This window comes from Streptomyces sp. F001 (assembly GCF_004187715.1).
Classification (GTDB): Bacteria; Actinomycetota; Actinomycetes; order Streptomycetales; family Streptomycetaceae; genus Streptomyces; species Streptomyces flavusporus.
On sequence record NZ_QZWF01000004.1, the window covers coordinates 503,718 to 522,160 of the forward strand.

General features: G+C 71.6%; 17 protein-coding genes and 2 pseudogenes. 6 read left to right on the plus strand and 13 right to left on the minus strand.

Going from position 1 to position 18,443, the window contains the following annotated elements:
• Positions 1-39: 39 nt before the first annotated feature.
• From StrepF001_RS19550 to StrepF001_RS19570, 5 genes are all read right to left on the minus strand, one after another.
• Positions 40-681: a PadR family transcriptional regulator gene (locus StrepF001_RS19550; RefSeq protein WP_129799515.1), complete on the minus strand. Its 642-nt coding sequence runs from the start codon at positions 679-681 to the stop codon at positions 40-42.
• A 77-nt stretch (positions 682-758) separates the two neighbouring features.
• Complete coding sequence (locus tag StrepF001_RS19555; RefSeq protein WP_240797582.1) at positions 759-1,016, minus strand: type II toxin-antitoxin system RelE/ParE family toxin; 258 nt, start codon at positions 1,014-1,016, stop codon at positions 759-761.
• Positions 1,013-1,276: a type II toxin-antitoxin system prevent-host-death family antitoxin gene (locus tag StrepF001_RS19560; RefSeq protein WP_129799516.1), complete on the minus strand. Its 264-nt coding sequence runs from the start codon at positions 1,274-1,276 to the stop codon at positions 1,013-1,015. The genes StrepF001_RS19555 and StrepF001_RS19560 overlap by 4 nt, the downstream gene beginning before the upstream one ends.
• Before the next feature lie 50 nt (positions 1,277-1,326).
• A complete protein-coding gene (locus StrepF001_RS19565; protein WP_129799517.1) occupies positions 1,327-2,787 on the minus strand; it encodes an aldehyde dehydrogenase family protein in 1,461 nt (486 codons plus the stop codon).
• A 111-nt stretch (positions 2,788-2,898) separates the two neighbouring features.
• A complete protein-coding gene (locus tag StrepF001_RS19570) occupies positions 2,899-3,723 on the minus strand; it encodes a helix-turn-helix transcriptional regulator (protein ID WP_129799625.1) in 825 nt (274 codons plus the stop codon).
• A gap of 363 nt (positions 3,724-4,086) precedes the next feature.
• On the opposite strand from StrepF001_RS19570, the gene StrepF001_RS19580 reads away from it, so the two are divergent.
• Complete coding sequence (locus StrepF001_RS19580) at positions 4,087-4,560, plus strand: ATP-binding protein (protein WP_129799519.1); 474 nt, start codon at positions 4,087-4,089, stop codon at positions 4,558-4,560.
• A gap of 92 nt (positions 4,561-4,652) precedes the next feature.
• Here StrepF001_RS19580 and StrepF001_RS19585 read toward each other — a convergent pair whose 3' ends face one another.
• From StrepF001_RS19585 to rpmG, 5 genes are all read right to left on the minus strand, one after another.
• On the minus strand, positions 4,653-4,952 hold the full coding sequence (locus tag StrepF001_RS19585) for a DUF397 domain-containing protein (protein WP_206306893.1): 300 nt from the start codon (positions 4,950-4,952) through the stop codon (positions 4,653-4,655).
• Between the two features lie 389 nt (positions 4,953-5,341).
• Entirely contained in the window at positions 5,342-5,575 is a 234-nt protein-coding gene (gene rpsR, locus StrepF001_RS19595) for a 30S ribosomal protein S18 (RefSeq protein ID WP_129799520.1), read from the minus strand.
• Positions 5,576-5,580: 5 nt separating this feature from the next.
• Complete coding sequence (locus tag StrepF001_RS19600; RefSeq protein WP_129799521.1) at positions 5,581-6,732, minus strand: GTP-binding protein; 1,152 nt, start codon at positions 6,730-6,732, stop codon at positions 5,581-5,583.
• A gap of 3 nt (positions 6,733-6,735) precedes the next feature.
• Complete coding sequence (locus StrepF001_RS19605; RefSeq protein ID WP_129799522.1) at positions 6,736-6,984, minus strand: type B 50S ribosomal protein L31; 249 nt, start codon at positions 6,982-6,984, stop codon at positions 6,736-6,738.
• A gap of 9 nt (positions 6,985-6,993) precedes the next feature.
• A complete protein-coding gene (gene rpmG, locus StrepF001_RS19610) occupies positions 6,994-7,158 on the minus strand; it encodes a 50S ribosomal protein L33 (RefSeq protein ID WP_009192555.1) in 165 nt (54 codons plus the stop codon).
• 66 nt (positions 7,159-7,224) lie between these two features.
• Here rpmG and rpmB point away from each other — a divergent pair, with 66 nt between their 5' ends.
• The 3 genes from rpmB (at position 7,225) to StrepF001_RS19625 (ending at position 8,404) form a co-directional block, all read left to right on the plus strand.
• Positions 7,225-7,461, plus strand: a complete 237-nt coding sequence (rpmB, locus tag StrepF001_RS19615; RefSeq protein ID WP_129799523.1) for a 50S ribosomal protein L28 — start codon at positions 7,225-7,227, stop codon at positions 7,459-7,461.
• Between the two features lie 31 nt (positions 7,462-7,492).
• Positions 7,493-7,798, plus strand: coding sequence for a 30S ribosomal protein S14 (gene rpsN, locus StrepF001_RS19620; protein ID WP_129799524.1), 306 nt, complete (start codon positions 7,493-7,495; stop codon positions 7,796-7,798).
• Positions 7,799-7,876: 78 nt separating this feature from the next.
• The gene (locus tag StrepF001_RS19625) at positions 7,877-8,404 is read left to right on the plus strand and encodes a hypothetical protein (RefSeq protein ID WP_240797583.1); all 528 of its coding nucleotides are present in this window, start codon (positions 7,877-7,879) and stop codon (positions 8,402-8,404) included.
• A 54-nt stretch (positions 8,405-8,458) separates the two neighbouring features.
• Here StrepF001_RS19625 and StrepF001_RS48060 read toward each other — a convergent pair.
• Both StrepF001_RS48060 and StrepF001_RS19640 read right to left on the minus strand, forming a co-directional pair.
• Positions 8,459-10,680: pseudogene (locus StrepF001_RS48060) on the minus strand (FUSC family protein).
• Positions 10,681-10,826: 146 nt separating this feature from the next.
• On the minus strand, positions 10,827-11,954 hold the full coding sequence (locus tag StrepF001_RS19640) for a DUF2786 domain-containing protein (RefSeq protein ID WP_129799527.1): 1,128 nt from the start codon (positions 11,952-11,954) through the stop codon (positions 10,827-10,829).
• Positions 11,955-12,091: 137 nt separating this feature from the next.
• On the opposite strand from StrepF001_RS19640, the gene StrepF001_RS19645 reads away from it, so the two are divergent.
• The gene (locus StrepF001_RS19645) at positions 12,092-12,838 is read left to right on the plus strand and encodes a Clp protease N-terminal domain-containing protein (protein ID WP_129799528.1); all 747 of its coding nucleotides are present in this window, start codon (positions 12,092-12,094) and stop codon (positions 12,836-12,838) included.
• Between the two features lie 35 nt (positions 12,839-12,873).
• Positions 12,874-14,568 carry a bifunctional 3'-5' exonuclease/DNA polymerase gene (locus tag StrepF001_RS19650; protein WP_129799529.1) on the plus strand — a complete coding sequence of 565 codons (1,695 nt, stop codon included), beginning with the start codon at positions 12,874-12,876 and terminating at the stop codon, positions 14,566-14,568.
• 51 nt (positions 14,569-14,619) lie between these two features.
• Here StrepF001_RS19650 and StrepF001_RS19655 read toward each other — a convergent pair.
• Positions 14,620-17,753: pseudogene (locus StrepF001_RS19655) on the minus strand (BTAD domain-containing putative transcriptional regulator).
• Positions 17,754-18,443 lie beyond the last annotated feature (690 nt).

Sequence of the window (18,443 nt, forward strand, 5' to 3'; positions counted from 1 at the left end):
CGGAAGGCTAATACCCTTCCGCCCTCTAGTCAAACTTGATTAACGGTCGTCCTCGGGATGCCGGTCCGCAGTCGCGTAAGGGTTCTCCTGGTCCTCGGCCAGGACGCCGACGAAGGGGTCGCCTTCCCCGGCGAAGGTGTACGCGCCGCCCTCGATCCGACCGATCAGGCCCAGGGTCCATTCGGCTTCGGCATCCGCGGTGTGGATCCAGAGGTTCATGATCTCGCCGATGTGGCCGAGCTGTTCGGGGCCGTCCTCGGGGACGTAGTGCTCGGTGACGGCGGCGCGCCACTCCTCGATCCGCCGGGTCCGCTCCTTCAGGAGCGCCACCGCCTCCGCCCTCGGAAGGTCGACGATGAACCCGATGGCCGCCGACTTCATGTCCATCTTCTGGTCGTACGAGGTCAGCGCCTCGCGCAGGAGCCGGAAGTATTCCTCGGTGCCCCGGTCGGTGATCTCGTACTCGGTGCGCGGGGGGCCACCCGCGGTGGACGGGGCGATCTCGTGCGCGTGGAGCAGGTCCTGCTTGGCCATCTGCTTCAGGGCGTGGTAGATCGAGCCGGGCTTGGCGTTGGACCACTCGTGCGCGCCCCAGTACTCCAGGTCGTTGCGCACCTGGTAGCCGTGGGCCCGCCCGTGCTGGCGGACGGCACCCAGCACAAGGAGACGGATCGCTGACATGCCGTCCAGGTTATGACCTCAAGATTCGACCAGGGCAACCAGCTCGAAGGCAGTCTTGCCGGTCCAGGGACTCACGGTCAGGCCATATGGCCGTGCGGCCCACGTGCTCGATGTTGGAGTGTGTGCGTGTCCGGATCGAGGCGGCACAGGACGCGCCAGGGGCCGTGATGCAGGCGGCGGTGCTGTGCACCCCAGGCCCGCGACCCCTCCGGCCGCTCGTTCTCGGCGAGTTGGTCGGTGGCTTGCAGAAGTGCGTCGACGCTGAGCGGGTCATCCTTGAGGTGACCCGCGGCGGCGTCGAGGGCCGCGGGCTCACAGACGACCTGCCAGGTCACCCACTCCTCCCCGCCGCTTCGAGCAGCGCGCGCCGCGCCTCATCATGCGGAATGGATGCCTCGGCGCGCCCCAGGGCCCTGTCCCGCTCCAGGCGAGCAAGCGCGAGGGCGCCCTCCAGATCTTCCAGCTCAGCGGGGGAGATCAGCACTGCGGCCGGGACACCTCGGTCAGTCAGGGTGATGTGCTCGTGCTGCGCGGCCCGGCGAGCCAGCTCGCCGAGTTTGCCCCGCGCCTCCGCAATGGGATACGTAGCAGACATGCATCTACTGTGCACCTGGATGTATGTCTGCTGTACCCGGGACCGCCTCCCTAGAACGGAAACCCGCTCCGCCCCCGCTGCACCGAGATCCACTTCAGCGTCGTGAACGCATCCAGCGTCGTCTCACCGTTCAGGCGGCCCACGCCGGAGTTCTTCTCGCCGCCGAAGGGGACGAGCGGCTCGTCGTGGACGGTGCCGTCGTTGACGTGAAACATGCCGGTGTCGATGCGCTGGGCGAAGCGGATGCCGCGTTCGACGTCACCGGTGTGGACGGCGCCGCTGAGACCGTACGGCGTGTCGTTGACGAGGCGTACGGCCTCCTCCTCGCCGTCGAAGGGGATGAGGAAGGCGACCGGGCCGAAGACCTCCTGGCGCAGCAGGCCGGAGTCGGCGGGTATGTCCGTCAGGACCGACGGCTCGACCAGGTTGCCGGTCGTCGTGCCGCGCACCAGGGCCGTGGCGCCCTCGGCGAGCGCCTGCTCGACCGTGCCCGAGATCGACTCCGCCTGGGAGGCGTTGATGACCGGGCCGATGACCGTCTGCGGGTCGCGCGGGTCGCCCGCCTTGAGGGACTTCACCTTGGCGACGAACTTCGCCGTGAACGTGTCGGCGATCGAGCGGTCCACCAGCACGCGGTTGGCGGCCATGCAGACCTGCCCCTGATGGACGTACCGGCTGAAGACGGCGGCGTCGACCGCGTAGTCGATGTCGGCGTCGTCGAGGACCACCAGCGCGCTGTTGCCGCCCAGTTCGAGGACCGACCGCTTGAAGTGCTGCGCGCAGACGGTGGCGACGTGGCGGCCGATCTTGTCGGAGCCGGTGAAGGAGATGACCTTGGGAACCGGGTGCGCGAGGAAGGCGTCGCCGATCTCCGCGATGTCCGTGATGACGACGTTGAGCAGACCGGCCGGGAGTCCCGCGTCCTCGAAGAGCTTCGCGATGGCGGAGCCGCCGGCGACGGGTGTGTCCTGGTGGGGCTTGAGGACGACGGCGTTGCCCAGGGCGAGGGCCGGGGCGACCGACTTCAGCGACAGCAGGAACGGGAAGTTGAACGGGCTGATGACGCCGACGACGCCGACCGGGAGGCGGTAGAGGCGGTTCTCCTTGCCGGGGTCCGGGGAGGGGATGAGACGGTCCTCGGGGCGCATCGTGAGGCTCGCTGCCTCGCGCAGGAACTCCTTGGCGAGGTGGAGTTCGAAGCCCGCCTTCACATGAGTACCGCCCAGCTCGGCGATGATCACCTCGGTGAGCTCCTGCTCACGCTCCTCGAGCAGGAGCAGCGCCTTCTCCAGGACCGCACGGCGGGCGAACGGGCCGGCCTCGGCCCACTCCTTCTGGGCCCGGGCGGCCGCACGGTAGGCCTGATCTATCTCGTCGACCGTGGCTATGGTGATCGACGCGAGCTTCTCACCGTCGTACGGGTTGAAGTCGATGATCTCCCAGGAGCCGGTGCCCGGACGCCATTCGCCGTCGATGTACTGCTGAGCCAGGTCGGTGAAGTAGGACGACATGTGATCCCTCAATCCCCTGCCGCAGGACCAGTCGGAGGCGGCCCGGACGGCACGGCCGTCACGGACACCCGATCGACTTGTGATCTGATCTCACGTCATCGTACTGATGTCTTACGACAGTTGGAGCAGACCTCGGAGAAGATCCCGGCTCTCGGCCGGACCCGGACTGTCCCGCTGCAGCTCCTTGAGAGCCTTCTCGTACTGGGCGACGTCCTCGGCCTTGTCGAGGTACAGCGCGCTGGTGAGCTGCTCCAGATACACGACGTCCGACAGGTCGGACTCCGGGAAACCGAGGATGGTGAAGGCGCCGGACTCGCCGGAGTGGCCGCCGAAGCTGAACGGCATGATCTGCAGCCGTACGTTGGGCCGCTCGGAGAACTCGATGAGGTGCTGGAGCTGCCCGCGCATCACCTCGCGGTCGCCGTAGGGGCGGCGCAGGGCGGCCTCGTCCAGGACGATGTGGAAGTCGGGGGCGTTCTCGGAGACGAGGTGTTTCTGCCGCTCCAGGCGCAGCGCCACCCGCTTCTCGACGTCGGACTCGCTCGCACCCTTCATGCCGCGCCGGACGACCGCGCGCGCGTACGCCTCGGTCTGCAGCAGTCCGTGCACGAACTGCACCTCGTAGGCGCGGATCAGCGAGGCCGCGCCCTCCAGGCCGACGTACGTCGGGAACCAGCTCGGCAGGACGTCCGAGTAACTGTGCCACCAGCCTGCGACATTGGCCTCCCGGGCGAGCGAGACCAGCGAGGTGCGCTCCGTCTCGTCACTGATCCCGTACAGCGTCAGCAGGTCCTCGACGTCCCTCGTCTTGAAGCTCACCCGGCCCAACTCCATCCGGCTGATCTTCGACTCGGAGGCGCGGATGTGGTACCCCGCCGCCTCGCGCGTGATGCCGCGCGCCTCACGCAGTCGCCTGAGTTGCGAGCCGAGCAGCATCCGCCGCACCACCGATCCGGGCTCTCCCGCGCTCACGTTCGCCAGCCTCCCCAACCGTCTTCAGGGCCCGCAGTCTGCCACTAAAACACTCCGAGCAGTACTCGTCCGATTACACAGACGGAAAGAAGCCGAAGATTCCGCGACTGTTGGGGGAAGGAGAGGGCAAGCAGAGGACAAGCGGACGGCCCGAAGTTGGCGGAAAAAATGACCAACAAGCGGTACGGGAGGGGCCAATTCGGTCGCGTGCACGTGCATCTGCCCTTGCATCTGCTGTAAGCATCCGAAACCATGGTCCCGCGCCACCGCCGCATCGCTGACCGCGAATTCCCGGGAGTGCCTCGCATGGGGACGAATGGATCGACCATGCTCGAGCCGTTACGGCAGGGCCTTCCGCCGCTGGATCCCGCGGCCGTGTCCAACGCCGCCTCCTGTGCCCTGCCCGGCCGCTACGAAGCGGTCCGCGAGGCACGGCGGTTCACGCGCAGAACACTCGACCAGTGGGACATCGGGGACCGTTTCGACGATGTCTGCCTGGTGGTTTCCGAACTCGTCACCAACGCCCTCCGGCACGCGCTGCCGGCAGCGGGCCCGCAGGCAGCGGAGGAACCGGCCGTACGGCTGCACCTGATGCGGTGGACCGAGCGGCTGGTGTGCGCGGTGCGCGACCCCAGCAACGACAGTCCGGTCCCGCGCGAGGCCGACGACTTCTCGGCGGAGTCGGGGCGCGGACTGTTCCTCGTCGACTCCTTCTGCGACGGCTGGGGCTGGCATCCGCTCGCGGGCACGCTCAGCGGCAAGGTCGTCTGGGCGCTGTTCCGGCTTCAGCCCGACGGGTGACGAACCGCGGCACTTCTTCGTGCCGCGGTTCTACGCGCGTTACGGAGCGTCTGCGCACCGATACGCGGGAGTTGTCCCGGTGGCGGAGCGGGTCAGCCCGCTATCAGGTGGTCGAACTCGCCGTCCTTGATGCCGAGGAGCATCGCCTCGATCTCCGCGCGCGTGTAGACGAGGGCAGGGCCGTCCGGGAAGTTCGAGTTGCGCACGGCCACCCGTCCCCCTGGCAGCCGCGCGAACTCCACGCAGGAACCCTGCGAATTGCTGTGCCGGCTCTTCTGCCAGGCCACATCGTGCAGTTTCGTGGCGGCCATGCCGTTGTACACGCCGGACGCCGCGGCGCCGTGGTGCACGTCAGCGTCGTACACGTCACCGTCGTACACGTCGTGATCCACAGGTCGCTCCCCGGTGGTGCACTGGCTGGTGTGGCCATGGATGCAGTGGTCAACTGTGCCGGATCATAACCCTGTTCACGTGCAGATGCATGGGCAGATGCACGTGCACGGGGGGTGTTCCTGCGGTTACAGCTTTGACGACCGCTTTACCGAAGTCGTTCCAGCGTCTGCCCCAGGGATCGCAGGACATGCGACCGTCTCCCCCGTCCATGGCCCTTCCGCGCCATCAACCGCACCAGATCGTCCGGATCGAATCCTTCGTGCACCGGAAGAGACGCGTTCCGCGGCCTTTGTGTTCCCACCTTCCTGTTCCAAGACGGCCGACAGAAGAGAGGTAGGCGATTCCCTGCGCGTCGAACGCAGGGAATCGCCTACCTGTACGGGTGTGCTCAGCGGCTGGAGTACGGCAGCAGCGCCATCTCCCGTGCGTTCTTGATCGCACGGGCCAGCAGCCGCTGCTGCTGGGCGGTAACGCGCGTGACGCGGCGGCTGCGGATCTTGCCGCGGTCGGAGATGAACTTCCGCAGCAGGTCGGTGTCCTTGTAGTCGATGTACGTGATCTCGGCCTGGTCCAGCGGGTTGGGACGGTTCTTGGCCGGCTTGCGCTCGGGCTTGCGGGGCATCGGAGTCAGACCTCCAGGAGGGTGTCGAAGGCGGGTGGCAGCCGCTTCCAGGCGTTGCGCCCGGCGGCGTACTCGGCGTCGGTCAGCAGGCAGGACTCCAGCAACTGCTCAAGTCCCTCGCGGTCGAGGCCGGGGGACGTGAAGACCAGGTGCTGGCAGCAGTCGCCGTGCTCGGGGTGCCAGTCCAGCGCCGCGGCGGCACGGCGCACCGGCGGCACCATCTCCCAGGCCGCGTCGGGCAGGGAGGCCAGCCACGGACCCGCGCTCTCCACGCACAGGGCACCGCCGGCCGCGTCCCAGTGCAGCAGCGTGTCCGGCCTGTCGGCGAGCCAGAACCGGCCCCGGCTGCGGGCAGCGGCGCAGGTCAGGTCCTCCAGCGCCTGGTAGAGCCGCTCCGGGTGGAAGGGGCGGCGGCGGTGCCAGACAAGCGTGGAGACGCCGTGCGCGTCGGCCTCGGCGGGCAGCAGGGCGCACGCCGGGTGCTGGGCCGCGGCGGCCGCCTCTACGTCGAACCCGGCGAGGGCAGCGTGCGCCAGCGGGGAGTGCGCGCCCGTCAGGTCGCCGTGGCCGATCGGGACCTGACGGGCCGTCGGGTGGAGTTGGGCGAGCAGCTCGCGGTCCTCGTCGTCGGCCTCCGGGGAGTCCAGGACGGCGAGGGCGGGGGCGTACTCCAGCTGCCGGGCGAAGGTGTCGGCGACGGTGCGCTGGTCGGTGGCCGCGGCGGCGAGGCCGCGCTCGGCGAGGTCGTCGCCGTTGCCGAGGTACGGCAGCAGCAGCGCCGGGTCGACGGCGGTGATCACGCCGGTGACCGTGAGCCCGCCGGAGGTGACCACCTCGGCCATGGCCTTCGGCTCGACGGAGTCCCACAGCTCGACGACCGCGAGCGGGGTGCCGCCGGCGTCCGCGAGCCGCCGCAGCTCGGGCACCAGGTCCTCGCGCAGCGCGCAGCACGCGCAGTCGTTGACGAGCGGTGCCTCGCCGGCGTCCCGGACACCGGTGGCGTCGCGGACGGTCCGTACGACCGTGCCGGCCGCGGCCGTCGCCAGGTCGTGGTGGAGTACGACGCTGCCGGGCACGTCGGCGAGCAGCTGCTCGACGGCCGCCTTGCGGGCGTCGGCGTGCAGCCCGCCGACGATCACGACGGAGAGCTCGGGCATGGGCTAGCCCTGCTTCCCGTACCGGCGTTCGAAGCGCTCGACGCGTCCGGCGGTGTCCAGGACTCGGGCGGTGCCGGTGTAGAAGGGGTGGCTGACGTTCGAGATCTCGACGTCGACGACCGGGTAGGTGTTGCCGTCCTCCCACTCGATCGTCCTGTCGCTCGTCATCGTCGAGCGGGTCAGGAAGGCGTAATTCGCGGCACGGTCACGGAAGACGACGGGACCGTAGTCCGGATGGATTCCCTTGCGCATGGCGACTGATCAGCGCTCCTCTCGGAAGTCGACGTGGCGGCCGACGACCGGGTCGTACTTGCGCAGGGTCAGGCGGTCCGGGTCGTTGCGGCGGTTCTTGCGGGTGACGTACGTGTAGCCCGTGCCGGCTGTGGACCGGAGCTTGATGACCGGGCGGAGTTCGTTGCGTGCCATGCTGGTATCTTACTGAAAATGAATTCCATTTACACAGCCTGAGAGCAGAGAGGTACGTCACCACCGATGTCCGCCCACTGCATGCTGACCGGCGCACAGCCCGGCTTCGGCAACCGCATCTCCCACTCGCACCGGCGCACTTCGCGCCGCTTCGACCCCAACATCCAGACCAAGCGCTACTGGCTGCCCACCGAGGGCCGGTACGTGCGCCTGCGGCTGAGCGCCAGGGCGATCAAGACGGTCGACACGATCGGCGTCGAGGCGGCGGTGGCCCGCATCCGCGCGCGCGGAGTGAAGGTCTGAGAAGGGCTTCTGAGAGGGAGAGGGAACCGAGATGGCGAAGAAGAGCAAGATCGCGAAGAACGAGCAGCGGCAGGAGATCGTCGCGCGGTACGCCGCACGACGGGCCGAGCTGAAGGAGATCATCCGGCGGCCGTCCTCCACGGAGGCCGAACGGCTCGCCGCGCAGCGCGAGTTGCGCAGGCAGCCGCGGGACGCCAGCGCCACGCGCGTACGCAACCGGGACCAGGTGGACGGCCGTCCGCGCGGCTACTTCCGGGCGTTCGGGCTGTCCCGGGTGAGTCTGCGGGAGCAGGCGCACGCGGGGTATCTGCCGGGGGTGCGGAAGTCGTCCTGGTAGGACCTGGGGCCGATCCTGTTACGGGCTGGTAGCTTGCTGCGGTCGTACGGCTGGCCGGCTCACCCCTGGGGGCATGCAGTGACTTCTGCGACCTACGCGCGCGTGCTGGTGCATCGGCGGCTGCGGATTGCGGCCGCCGCGCTGACGGGCGTGCTCGCGCTGACTGCGCTGACCGCGTGCAGCGACGACGGCTCCACGGACGACTCCGCGCCCAGCCCCAGCGCGTCGTCGGCCGACACCGGCGGTGGTACGGGCGGTGGCGGCAGCAGCGGGTCGCCGTCCGCGGCCGGCGACCTGCAGGGCAGTTGGCTCGCCACGACTGACGGCGAGGCGGTGGCGCTGGTGGTCACCGGTGACGACGCCGGGCTGTTCGCCACCGGCGGGACCGTGTGCAGCGGGCGCGTGGGCAAGGCCTCGGGCACGCCGACCATCCGTCTCACCTGCCCGGACGGGAGCAACGAACGCGGGACCGGCACGGTTGGCTCCGTCGGCGCCACGACTCTGAAGGTGACGTGGGAGGGCGGTCTCGGCTCGGAGACCTACACCAAGGCCGAGGGCGGAAAGCTGCCGTCGGGTCTGCCGACGGCAGGGCTCGGGTCGTCGTGATGTGACGCCCTGACAGTTGCGGTGGTCTATGACGGCCGGATCCGGGTCGTGAGGTCACGTCCCTGACCGCTGCGGTGGGCCGCGGTCGTCCGACGAGGGCGGCGTCGGGTCCAGGGCCTCGGAGAGTTCCGTGAGGCAACGGTTCAGCATGCGGGAGCCGTGGCGTACGACGGGGTCGTCGGCGATGCTCCACGTCGGGTCGTCGAGGGCGTCGCGTACGGCGTCCCAGCGTGGGATCCGGCGCTCGCGGACGGCCTTCGCGCCCTTTTCCGTGGCCGTACGCAGAGCGTCGGCGAGGCGGGCGGCAGGTGGGACGGAGCGGGCGCCGCGCTCCGGGAGATGGGCCTCCATCAGCATCGTCACGCGGCCCATCTGCATCAGGGCGTCCTCCGCGTCGTCGGCGGCGACCCGGGACAGGCCGCGTTGGCGTACGGGCTCGTCCGCGGCCCGGGCCACCGCCGCGTGCCAGGCCGCGCGGGCATCGCGCGCGGCCAGGAGGGCCTCGCGGACGTCGGGCGCTGCCTTGCCGACGGGTTCGGCGTAGTGCCGCACGACCGCGGCGGTGTACCGGCCCTGCGCGGCCAGCCAGTCGGCGAGGAGGGTGCGCAGGCGCGGTGTCTCCCAGGCCGGGTAAACGGCGTACGCGACCATCGCGAGGAGACCGCCGACAACGGTGAGCAGGATGCGTTCGGGGGCGGTCTGCGTCCACTGCTCGCCGGCCGTGCCGAGCAGGAACACGACGTACGCGGCGATGCAGGCCTGGGCCACGAACTGGGCGGAGCTCATCAGGAGGTACATCAGCCCGGCGCTCGCCACGGCCAGCGCGGCGGAGAGGTGCGGGCCGGCGTGGGTGGCCTGGAGTGCGCCGGTGGCCACGCCTACCCCGATGACCGTGCCGGCCAGGCGGGCGACCGCACGGCTGTAGGTCTGGGAGAAGTCCGGGCGCATGATCATGACCGCGGCGAGCGGTGCCCAGTAGCCGTGGCCGAACGGGAGGGCGGCGCCGAGGAGGTAGCCGGTGGCGGTGACGGCAGTGGAGCGGGTGGCGTGGCGGGTGACCGGTGAGTTCGGGTGGAGTTCCTTGCGGATGGACCTGAGGGCAGCGGGGATCAGTGCGGGGAAGGTGGGGGGAGGAGGGTCTTCGGGGAGGAGGGAGGGCCGGCTGACGCCTCGGGTGTCGCTACGGGCGGACGTTGCCCGGTGCCTCTGCCGCTCTCGGACGTCGCTACGGGCGGGCGCTGCCCGGTGCCTCCGCCGCCCTTGAGCGTCGATACCTGCTGGAGTCGCCCGGCGCCTCCCCCGCTCGCCGTCTCCACCACGTCCCCCAGCAGACGGCCCAGTCGCGACGCCGCGCGGTGGGCCGGGCCCGTCAGGACGGCGCCCGTGGCCGGGGTGCTGAACGCGGCCACCGCGGCCGGCGGGAGCTCGACCGGGTCGCCGCGGCGGATGGCGCCGGCGGCGGCGTCGAGGATGGTGGCCGCCGCACCGAGGAGTTCGCGGACGAGGTCGCGTGCGCGGCCCTCCTCGGGTACACCGACGGCCGGGTCGGCGAGGGAGGCGAGGACCGGGCGGATGCGCTCGGCCAGGCCGCGGGCGCCGTGCAGTTCGGCGGGGCGGCGGCGGGCCTGGCGGGGGTCACGGCGGCCGCTTCGCGGGCCACCATCAGGGCAGGGGTCGAAGGGTGCGACGGGGTCGTGGCGCAGCCGACGTGCGTAGTCGGCCTCGGCGGCCAGGGCGTCCGCGAGCGCGTCGCGATGGCGGCCCCAGCGTCGTACCGGAACAAGCACGATCAGTGCCGCCTGCACCAGACCACCGAAGATCATCATGGCCGCATGCCCCGCGGCCTGGGCGACCGAGGTCGGCAGGGTGACCGTCACCAGCATCATCGCCACGTTGGACGAGGCGATCAGGCCGGCCGTCGGGCCCGCGGCCCAGGTCAGGCCGGCCGCGAAGGTCCACAGCACCAGCAGGGCCACGAAGAGGGCGAGGTGGCTGATGGTGAGGTAGCCGAGGAAGGTCGAGACGGCCAGGCTGGTGCCGGAGGCCAGGGCCAGCTCGGGGCGCGGGCGCCAGCTGCGCTGGAAGGTGGCGATCGCCGCCTGGAACGCCCCGAAGGCCGAGCTGACCGCCGCCTCGGGCCCCAGCGCCCACATGCTCACCCAGACGGTGATCGCGAGTCCGGCCGCGCCGCGCAGCGCGAGCAGCGGTTCCAGCCGGGTCCGCTGCACACTGAGCCCCGAGCGCGCGGCCTTCCTCAGCGCCCGAAACCAGCTCATTCCGTCAGATTACGGTAGATGCGGTGCGCATCAGGGGGGACATGTGGGGTGCACCAGGGGCGTGATGGAACCGGGGCGCCGAGTGCCCCCTGGACGGCTTTCCCGGCCTCGGCCTGACCGCCGGCGGTACGTCGGTGGCCGTGCCCTCAGCGCAGGGGCCGACGCGGCTTCGTCTGCGCCCGGTCGGCCGCCTCGGAGCCCTCCGTCCAGCCCGCCTCGTCAGTGACGCCGCGCAGGCGGGTCGTGGTCGTCTCCGGGAACATGCGGTCCAGCCGGTCGGTGACCGCGACCTCGCGCGAGGCGAGGACCGGGAGCAGGTCCTGGGTCACCTGCGTCTGTGCCGCCGCGGCCAGGCGGGTGCCGATGCGGTGGGTGTAGGCCGCCAGGAAAGACTGCCGGAAGGTCTTGGTGCGCTTGCGGCCGCCCGCACGCTGGGCGGCCTCCGCCTTGGTCATCGCCGTCTGGGCCTGCACGAGGAGCGAGGTGTAGAGCAGCTCGACCGCCTCCAGGTCGGCCTCGAAGCCGACGACGGTGGAGAAGCCGAAGGGTTCGTTCCACACGGCACGGCAATGGTTGGCGGTCGCCACCGCGTCCAGCAGCACGACCTTCGCCTGCTCGTACGGCGGTTCGACGCCGATCCGACAGGCGCCGGGGACGTCGTGCGGGGTGTGGTCGCGGCTCGACAGCAGTGCCTCGTCGATGCTGTGCCGGGCCATCAGCTCCTGCGCCTTGGCGCTGAGCGCCTCCGCCTCCTGAGGGAACCCGGTCGCCTCCGCCTTCGCCAGCAGCGCGCGGATGCGGGCGAGCACGCGGGACTCGGACCTGCCCGTCTGCCGCGGTTCGTCCTCCAGTGGCTCCAGCGCAGGCAGGCGCAGCAGGAGGCGGTACAGCTCCAGGACGGCGGTCGCGTGCGAGAAGCGGTCGGTGCGGGGCGGGGCTTCGGCGGGCAGGTCGTCGAGCTGTGCATTCCAGCGGGGGCCGCGGGGGCGGTCGCACGGCTTCTGCGCGCAGATCAGCGCCGAGAGCAATCGTACGTGTACGTCGTCCAGCTCGCGCCGCACGAGCCGTACGACGTCCGCCGGCTGCCAGCCACGCCGCCAGGCCGCAGCGACGAACTCCTGGCCGCGGCGGGCGAGTTCGGCGTCCGCCGCGGGGTCGGCGGCGAGGAGGGAGGCGCCGGTGTCGAGGGCGGTGTCGGTGTCGGCGTACAGGGCGTGCCGGAAGGCTCGGTCGACGGTGCCGGGGGCGTCGCCCGGACTGCTCGTGCTGCTCACCGGGCGATGGTGCCATGGGGCGGGTGCCGAGCGGCTCCGGCCTTGTGCAGGCCGAGGGCCGCTGCTTCGCCGAGCCACCCCGAAGCGGTTGTCAACCTCGGATTGACGCCCTTCCCGTGTCAACCTACGGTTGACACATGTCGACGAACCCGCCCATCACGTCATCCGTACGTCTCGACGAACTCATCGCGGCCATCAAGAAGGTCCACGACGAACCCCTCGAACAGCTCCAGGACGCGGTGATCGCCGCCGATCACCTTGGTGAGGTGGCCGACCATCTGATCGGCCACTTCGTGGACCAGGCCCGGCGATCGGGTGCCTCCTGGACCGAGATCGGCAAGAGCATGGGGGTCACCCGGCAGGCCGCGCAGAAGCGGTTCGTGCCCAAGGAGTCGACCGACCTCGACCTCAGCCAGGGCTTCCAGCGGTACACCCCGCGCGCCCGCAATGCGGTCATGGCCGCCCACAACGAGGCCGTCGCCGCCCGCAACCCCGAGGGCCGCCCCGAGCACCTCGCCCTCGGGCTGCTGGCCGAACCGGAGGGCCTGGCCGCCAAGGCGATCACCGCGCAGGGCGTCCTCCTGGACACCGTGCGGCAGGCCGCCACTGCCGCACTGCCACCGGCCGCGGAGGAGGCGCCGGACCTCGTCCCCTACGGCTCCGGCGCCAAAAAGGTCCTGGAACTCACCTTCCGCGAAGCCCTCCGCCTCGGCCACAACTACATCGGCACCGAGCACATCCTGCTGGCCCTGCTGGAGTTCGAGAACGGCGAGGGGGTCCTGTCGGGCCTCGGCCTCACCAAGGCCGCGACGGAGGAGTACCTCGCTGCGACACTCGCCAAGCTCAAGGTGACATTCGACGAGCAGGGCGAAGCGCAGAGCTGACGGCGTTGTCAGTCCCGCCTGCCACACTCGCTTGCATGACCGACCGGTGGGCACTCGCTCCGGCCGAGGACGGTGGCGTGGAGATCGCCCCCCTCGGTCCGGACGGGCTGCTCACCGGGCCGGCGCGGTGGGCGGCGGATCCGGCCGAGGCCGTGCGCGGACGGCCGGAGGTCACGCGGTGGGTGTGGCGGTCCACCGCCGAGGTCTATCCGCGGCTGCTCGCCACGGGGGTGCGAGTGGAGCGGTGCTACGACATCGAGGACGCCGAGACGCTCCTGCTCGGCCACGAGGGGCGGTACGGGGAGCCGAGGTCGGCGGCCGCGGCCCTCGCCCGGCTGCGGGGCGGCCCCGTGCCGCCGGATCCGCCCCAGCGTGCGGCCGAACCGGGCTCGCAGTCCTTGCTCTTCGAGCCGCAGTCGGTGCACGTCCCGCTGGCCGACCTCGTCGAGGTGTACGCCGACCAGCAGCGGCGGCACGACGCGACCGCGCACCCGGAGCGGATGCGGCTGCTGACGGCGGCCGAGTCGGCGGGGATGCTCGTCGCCGCCGAGATGAACCGGGCCGGGCTGCCGTGGAGCGCCGAGGTGCACCGCCGGGTGCTGCACGAACTGCTCGGCGAGCGGTACGCGGGCGGCGGGGAGCCGCGGCGGCTGGCCGAGCTGGCGGACGAGGTGTCCGACGCGTTCGGGCGCCGGGTAAGGCCCGATCTGCCGGCCGATGTGATCAAGGCCTTCGCACAGGCCGGGATCAAGGTCAGATCGACCCGCCGCTGGGAGATCGAGTCCCTCGACCATCCGGCGGTGAAACCGCTGGTCGAGTACAAGAAGCTGTACCGCATCTGGGTCGCCCACGGCTGGTCCTGGCTCCAGGACTGGGTGCGCGACGGGCGCTTCCGGCCGGAGTTCCTCGCGGGCGGCACCGTCACCGGACGCTGGGTCACCAACGGCGGGGGCGGGCTCCAGATCCCCAAGGTCATCCGCCGTGCCGTCGTCGCCGACCCCGGCTGGCGGCTCGTCGTCGCAGACGCCGACCAGATGGAGCCGCGCGTGCTGGCGGCGATCTCGCGCGACCCCGGCCTGATGGAGGTGGCCGGCCGGGAGACCGACCTGTACCAGTCCGTCTCCGACCGTGCCTTCTCCGGCGACCGCGCCCAGGCCAAGCTCGCCGTGCTCGGCGCCGTCTACGGCCAGACCTCCGGCGACGGCCTGAAGAACCTCGCCGCCCTCAGACGCCGCTTCCCCAAGGCGGTGGCGTACGTCGACGAGGCCGCCCGGGCGGGCGAGGAGGGCCGACTGGTGCGGACGTGGCTGGGGCGGACCTGCCCGCCGGCCGCCGGGGCGAGCGAAGACGCGGCCGAGGAGGCGGGCATCCCCCAGGACGACCCCGGCGAGACCGTCGCCGGCGGCCAGGAATGGGTCCCCGGCTACGCCTCCACCAACGCCCGTGCCCGCGGCCGCTTCGCCCGCAACTTCGTCGTTCAGGGCAGCGCCGCCGACTGGACCCTGCTGCTGCTTGCCGCGCTACGGCGGACCTGCGCGGACCTGGCCGCCGAACTGGTCTTCTTCCAGCACGACGAGGTGATCGTGCACTGCCCTCAGGAGGAGGCCGAGATGGTCGTGGCGGCGATCCGGGAGGCGGCGGAGCTGGCCGCGCGGCTCACCTTCGGAGAGACACCGGTGCGGTTTCCGTTCACGACGGCGGTGGTGGAGTGCTATGCGGACGCGAAGTGACGTCAGGTGTGAGGACTCGAATGCGTCGGGTGCTTCGGCCGCTCGGCCTGCTCACTCAGCCGGGTCCGCTCCTGCGCCTGAGGAGATCAGCTCCCTGAGCTCCCCGACGACCGCCCGTTCGTCCGTTCCGTCCAGGGCAGCGAGGGCCGAGCGCCACTCCTCGTACGCCTCCTCGGCCCGCCCCTGGTCGCGCAGCAGCAGACCGTGCTGGTGGCGGGCGAGACCGTCGGTATATCGGTCGGCGCGGGCCTCCGCGCGGCGCAGCAGCTCCGCGCACTCGCGACCGGCGCGTTCGGCGAGACCGAGCAGCCGCAGGGCGCGGACCAGGCCGAGCCGGGTCTGGGACTCGCCGTGCCAGTCGCCATGACCGCCGAGGATGCGCAGGCTCTCCTCGAAGTGCTCCGCTGCGGCGTCCGGTTCACCGAGCGTGAGGTGGGCGTAGCCGATGTTGCAGTGCGCGGAGTGCTGCACGATGACGGCACCGACCTCGACGCCGATGGCGAGTGAGCGCCGGTGCTGTTCGATGGCGGCGCGGGGGTCCGTGTGCTCGTACAGGTTGCCGAGATGGCTGTAGGTGACGGCCTCGCCGTACGGGTCGTCCAGCTGCCGGGAGTACTCCAGGCTCTGCCGCAGCGCGTCCTCGGACTCGGCGTACCGGCCCAGCCCTTCCAGCAGCAGCCCGCGGTTGTTGAGGCAGCGCCGGATCCAGGAGACGGCACCGAGCCGCCGCCAGATCTCCAGCGCCCGGTCGTTGAGCGCAAGCGCCTCGCTCTGACGTCCGCTCAGGAAGTGCAGTCTGGCGAGGTCGCCCAGCGCGTACGCCTCGGCTGCCGCGTCCTGAAGCCGCCGCGCCAGATCGAGCGCGGCCCGCCCGAGCAACCCCATCTCGGCGACGCGACCGCTGCGCTGGACGTAAGGGAAGAGCAGACGGAGGAGGGTGGAGAGCCAGGCAGGTCGGTTGTCCGTGCGTCGGTTGTGGTCCGGGCCGCGGTCGCCCCATCCTCGACGCCGCGCGTCCAGCCGCCGATCAGCCGGCCGCCGGCCCTCGAGGCGTCCGTCGTCCGCGCCCGGGTCAGCCCCCGTGTGCGCGTGGCGCTCGACCAGTGCGACCACATTGGCGAGCTCGACATCCCCCCAGGCGAAGGCCGCTTCCGGGCTGTCGAACGGAGGAACCGTTCCCACCTGGGAGGCGTGTTCGGCGGGCTGGGTCGCGGTCGGGCGGCGGCGGTCGTCCTGGTCGAGGCCGGGTTCGACGATGGCGGTGAGGATGCGCTCGGCGACGGCGGCGTACCAGCGCAGGGCGGTCTCGGCCACGTCGTCGCCCTGGTCCGCCTCCGCAAGTTCCCGGGCGAAGTCCCGGACGAGGTCGTGGGGTGCGTAGCGGCCGTACGCCGTCTCCTCCAGGAGCGCCACGTCGACCAGCCGGTCCAGCGCGGCCTCGGCGCGCCGCTCGTCGGTGCCGGTGAGCCGGGCGAGCAGCGGCGCACCGTACGCGGGCAGATCCAGCGCGCCGACGCGCCGCAGCGCCAGCGCCGCGTCCCGGTCGGCTTCGCGGTCGGAGGCGGCGAGCGCGTCGTGCGCGACGGCGAGGGAGCGGCGCACGCTCAGGTCGTCGTACTCCAGATGGTGCAACCGCCCTTCAGCGGCGGCCAGTTGCCCGGCGAGCACGTCCGGGGTGAGCGCCCGGCGGGCGGCGAGCCGGGCCGCGACGACGCGCAGGGCGAGCGGGAGCCGTCCGGTGAGTTCGACGAGCGGGTGGGCGGCGTCGAGGCCGTCCCGTCCGGAGACGGCGCGCAGCAGCTCCGCGCTCTCCGCGTCGGTCAGCGGCGCGAGCGGGAAGCGGCGGGCGCCGTCGAGGGCGGTCAGCGGGGAACGGCTGGTGACGATCACCGCGCAGCCGGTGCCGGCCGGCAGCAGCGGCCGTACCTGCGCAGCGCTCGCGGCGTCGTCCAGCACCATCAGCGTGCGCGTCGGCGCGAGCAGGGAGCGCAGCAACGCGGCTGCTGCATCGGGGTGTTCGGGGATACGGCAGGGCTCGGTACCCAGGTCGCGGAGCAGGGCGGTGAGTGCTTGGCCGGGGGTGAGGGGGGTCATGCCCGGAGTGGCGCCGTGCAGGTTGACATAGAGCTGCCCATCGGAGAAACGTTCCGCCATCCCATGCGCCACATGCAGCGCGAGGGCGCTCTTGCCGACCCCGGCCATACCGCTGACGACGGCCACGGCGGCCGGCGCAGCGAGAGCTCGGCGCAGTGCGCCCCGTACGTAGTGCCGTCCGGTGAAGTGGCCCGGCGGGCGGGAGTTGGGAGGGACGGGCACGCGGGGCGCGGCGTCGGCCACCGGCCCGTCCCCCACGGACGGATCATCGGCACAGGTGGAACCACCGTCGCACGCCCCGCGGTCGTGCCGACCCTCACCACCCGCGGCCGTACCCTCCTTGACCTCGCCGGACGGCCCCGCGAACCGCCCTCTCGCGGCCCCCCGCAACACCTCCATATGCGCCTCCCGCACCCCCGCCCCGGCTCGACCCCCAGCTCCTCGACGAGCCGGGCGCGAAGATCGCGATGGACGGCCAGCGCCTCCGCACGGCGGCCGGTTCGGTGCAGGGCGAGCATCAGCTGGCGGTGGTACGCCTCCCGCAGCGGATACTCAGCAGCCAGTGCTGCCAACTCCGGTACGACACCGGCAAGTCGCTCACCACCGAGGGCCAGCTCGGCGTCGTACCGCCACTCCCGCAGGAGCAGCCGCGCCTCGATCAGCCGCTGCACGAAGGCGTACCCGCCCACCTCGGGCGGCAGCCCGCTCAGCGGCGCCCCCCGCCACAGCGCGAGCGCCCCCGCGCACTCGTGCACCGTGCGCTCCCAGTCCCGCCCGGCGTGCGCGGCGCGCGCCGCTGCGACATGCGCCTCGAAGACGTGGACGTCCAGCTCGCCCTGTTCGACCCGCAGCAGGTACCCCGGCTGCACCGCGCGCAACCGTTCGGGATCGTCGAGCAGCCGGCGCAGCCGGGCGACATGGTTGTGCAGGGAGGCGTGCGCGGACGCAGGGGGTGCCCCGCCCCACAACGCGTCCTTCAGCGACTCGGCCGGAACGACCCGACCGGCTTCCAACAGCAGCGCGGCGAGCAGAACACGAGCCTTGGCACTACGGACGGCACGCACCGCGAGCGCCGGCTGCCCGGCGCCCACGCCCGCGCTCCGTACTCCTTCCCCACCTGCGCTCGCACCCCACGCGCCCGCGCGCCGAGCAGCAACCGCACCGCCCGCACTCCCCGCGCCCCCGACACCACCAGCGGCCCCAGCAGCCCCAGCTGCCCCAATGTCTCCAACGCGCCCGGCTGCCCCAAGCTCCCCAGCGCCCGCGGCGCCGTCCGACCCACAGGGCTCGCACCACTCCGCCTCACACGGCTCGTACAGCACAGGCGGCCCCAGCAAACCGAACCGCAGTCCGAACCGAGGCCCGCACCGCAGTTCGCCCTGCATCACACCGCCCACAGCCTTCCCGCGCGCCCGCGCCGCCCGACCGCGCTCCACGACGGAGGACCACCATTCCTGGCGGATTTCCGCCCTCGTCACGGCGGTTTCCCGCCACCTGCACCATGACGGCCTCCGCCGGAGTCCGCTACCGTTCCGGCCGTTTCCCGGTACCGATCCCGGCGCAGCCGGGCGACTTCACGCCAATTGGCCGACAACAACATGGAGAACCGTTGGCCATATGTTAGCGATCCGTTGGTGGGGCCTGATGTGATCACCACAACGGATCTGGCCCGACGGTGCGCGCGTCACGCGTCGCTCGGGGGAGTGTCGCCGCCGCGGCCGGATTCGGGGACGCCTGTGGGCTCCGGTCGGCTGAGGTGAACGACCGGGGCCCGCGTCCCT

What these genes read in the sequence shown, in the direction of transcription:
- StrepF001_RS19560 (WP_129799516.1), bottom strand. Translation starts at nt 1,276, where the DNA reads ATGTCTGCTACGTATCCCATTGCGGAGGCGCGGGGCAAACTCGGCGAG.
- StrepF001_RS19580 (WP_129799519.1), top strand. Translation starts at nt 4,087, where the DNA reads ATGCTCGAGCCGTTACGGCAGGGCCTTCCGCCGCTGGATCCCGCGGCC.
- StrepF001_RS19570 (WP_129799625.1), bottom strand. Translation starts at nt 3,723, where the DNA reads ATGCTGCTCGGCTCGCAACTCAGGCGACTGCGTGAGGCGCGCGGCATC.
- StrepF001_RS19605 (WP_129799522.1), bottom strand. Translation starts at nt 6,984, where the DNA reads ATGCGCAAGGGAATCCATCCGGACTACGGTCCCGTCGTCTTCCGTGAC.
- StrepF001_RS19650 (WP_129799529.1), top strand. Translation starts at nt 12,874, where the DNA reads ATGACCGACCGGTGGGCACTCGCTCCGGCCGAGGACGGTGGCGTGGAG.
- StrepF001_RS19550 (WP_129799515.1), bottom strand. Translation starts at nt 681, where the DNA reads ATGTCAGCGATCCGTCTCCTTGTGCTGGGTGCCGTCCGCCAGCACGGG.
- rpsR (WP_129799520.1), bottom strand. Translation starts at nt 5,575, where the DNA reads ATGCCCCGCAAGCCCGAGCGCAAGCCGGCCAAGAACCGTCCCAACCCG.
- rpmB (WP_129799523.1), top strand. Translation starts at nt 7,225, where the DNA reads ATGTCCGCCCACTGCATGCTGACCGGCGCACAGCCCGGCTTCGGCAAC.
- rpsN (WP_129799524.1), top strand. Translation starts at nt 7,493, where the DNA reads ATGGCGAAGAAGAGCAAGATCGCGAAGAACGAGCAGCGGCAGGAGATC.
- rpmG (WP_009192555.1), bottom strand. Translation starts at nt 7,158, where the DNA reads ATGGCACGCAACGAACTCCGCCCGGTCATCAAGCTCCGGTCCACAGCC.
- StrepF001_RS19645 (WP_129799528.1), top strand. Translation starts at nt 12,092, where the DNA reads ATGTCGACGAACCCGCCCATCACGTCATCCGTACGTCTCGACGAACTC.
- StrepF001_RS19600 (WP_129799521.1), bottom strand. Translation starts at nt 6,732, where the DNA reads ATGCCCGAGCTCTCCGTCGTGATCGTCGGCGGGCTGCACGCCGACGCC.
- StrepF001_RS19565 (WP_129799517.1), bottom strand. Translation starts at nt 2,787, where the DNA reads ATGTCGTCCTACTTCACCGACCTGGCTCAGCAGTACATCGACGGCGAA.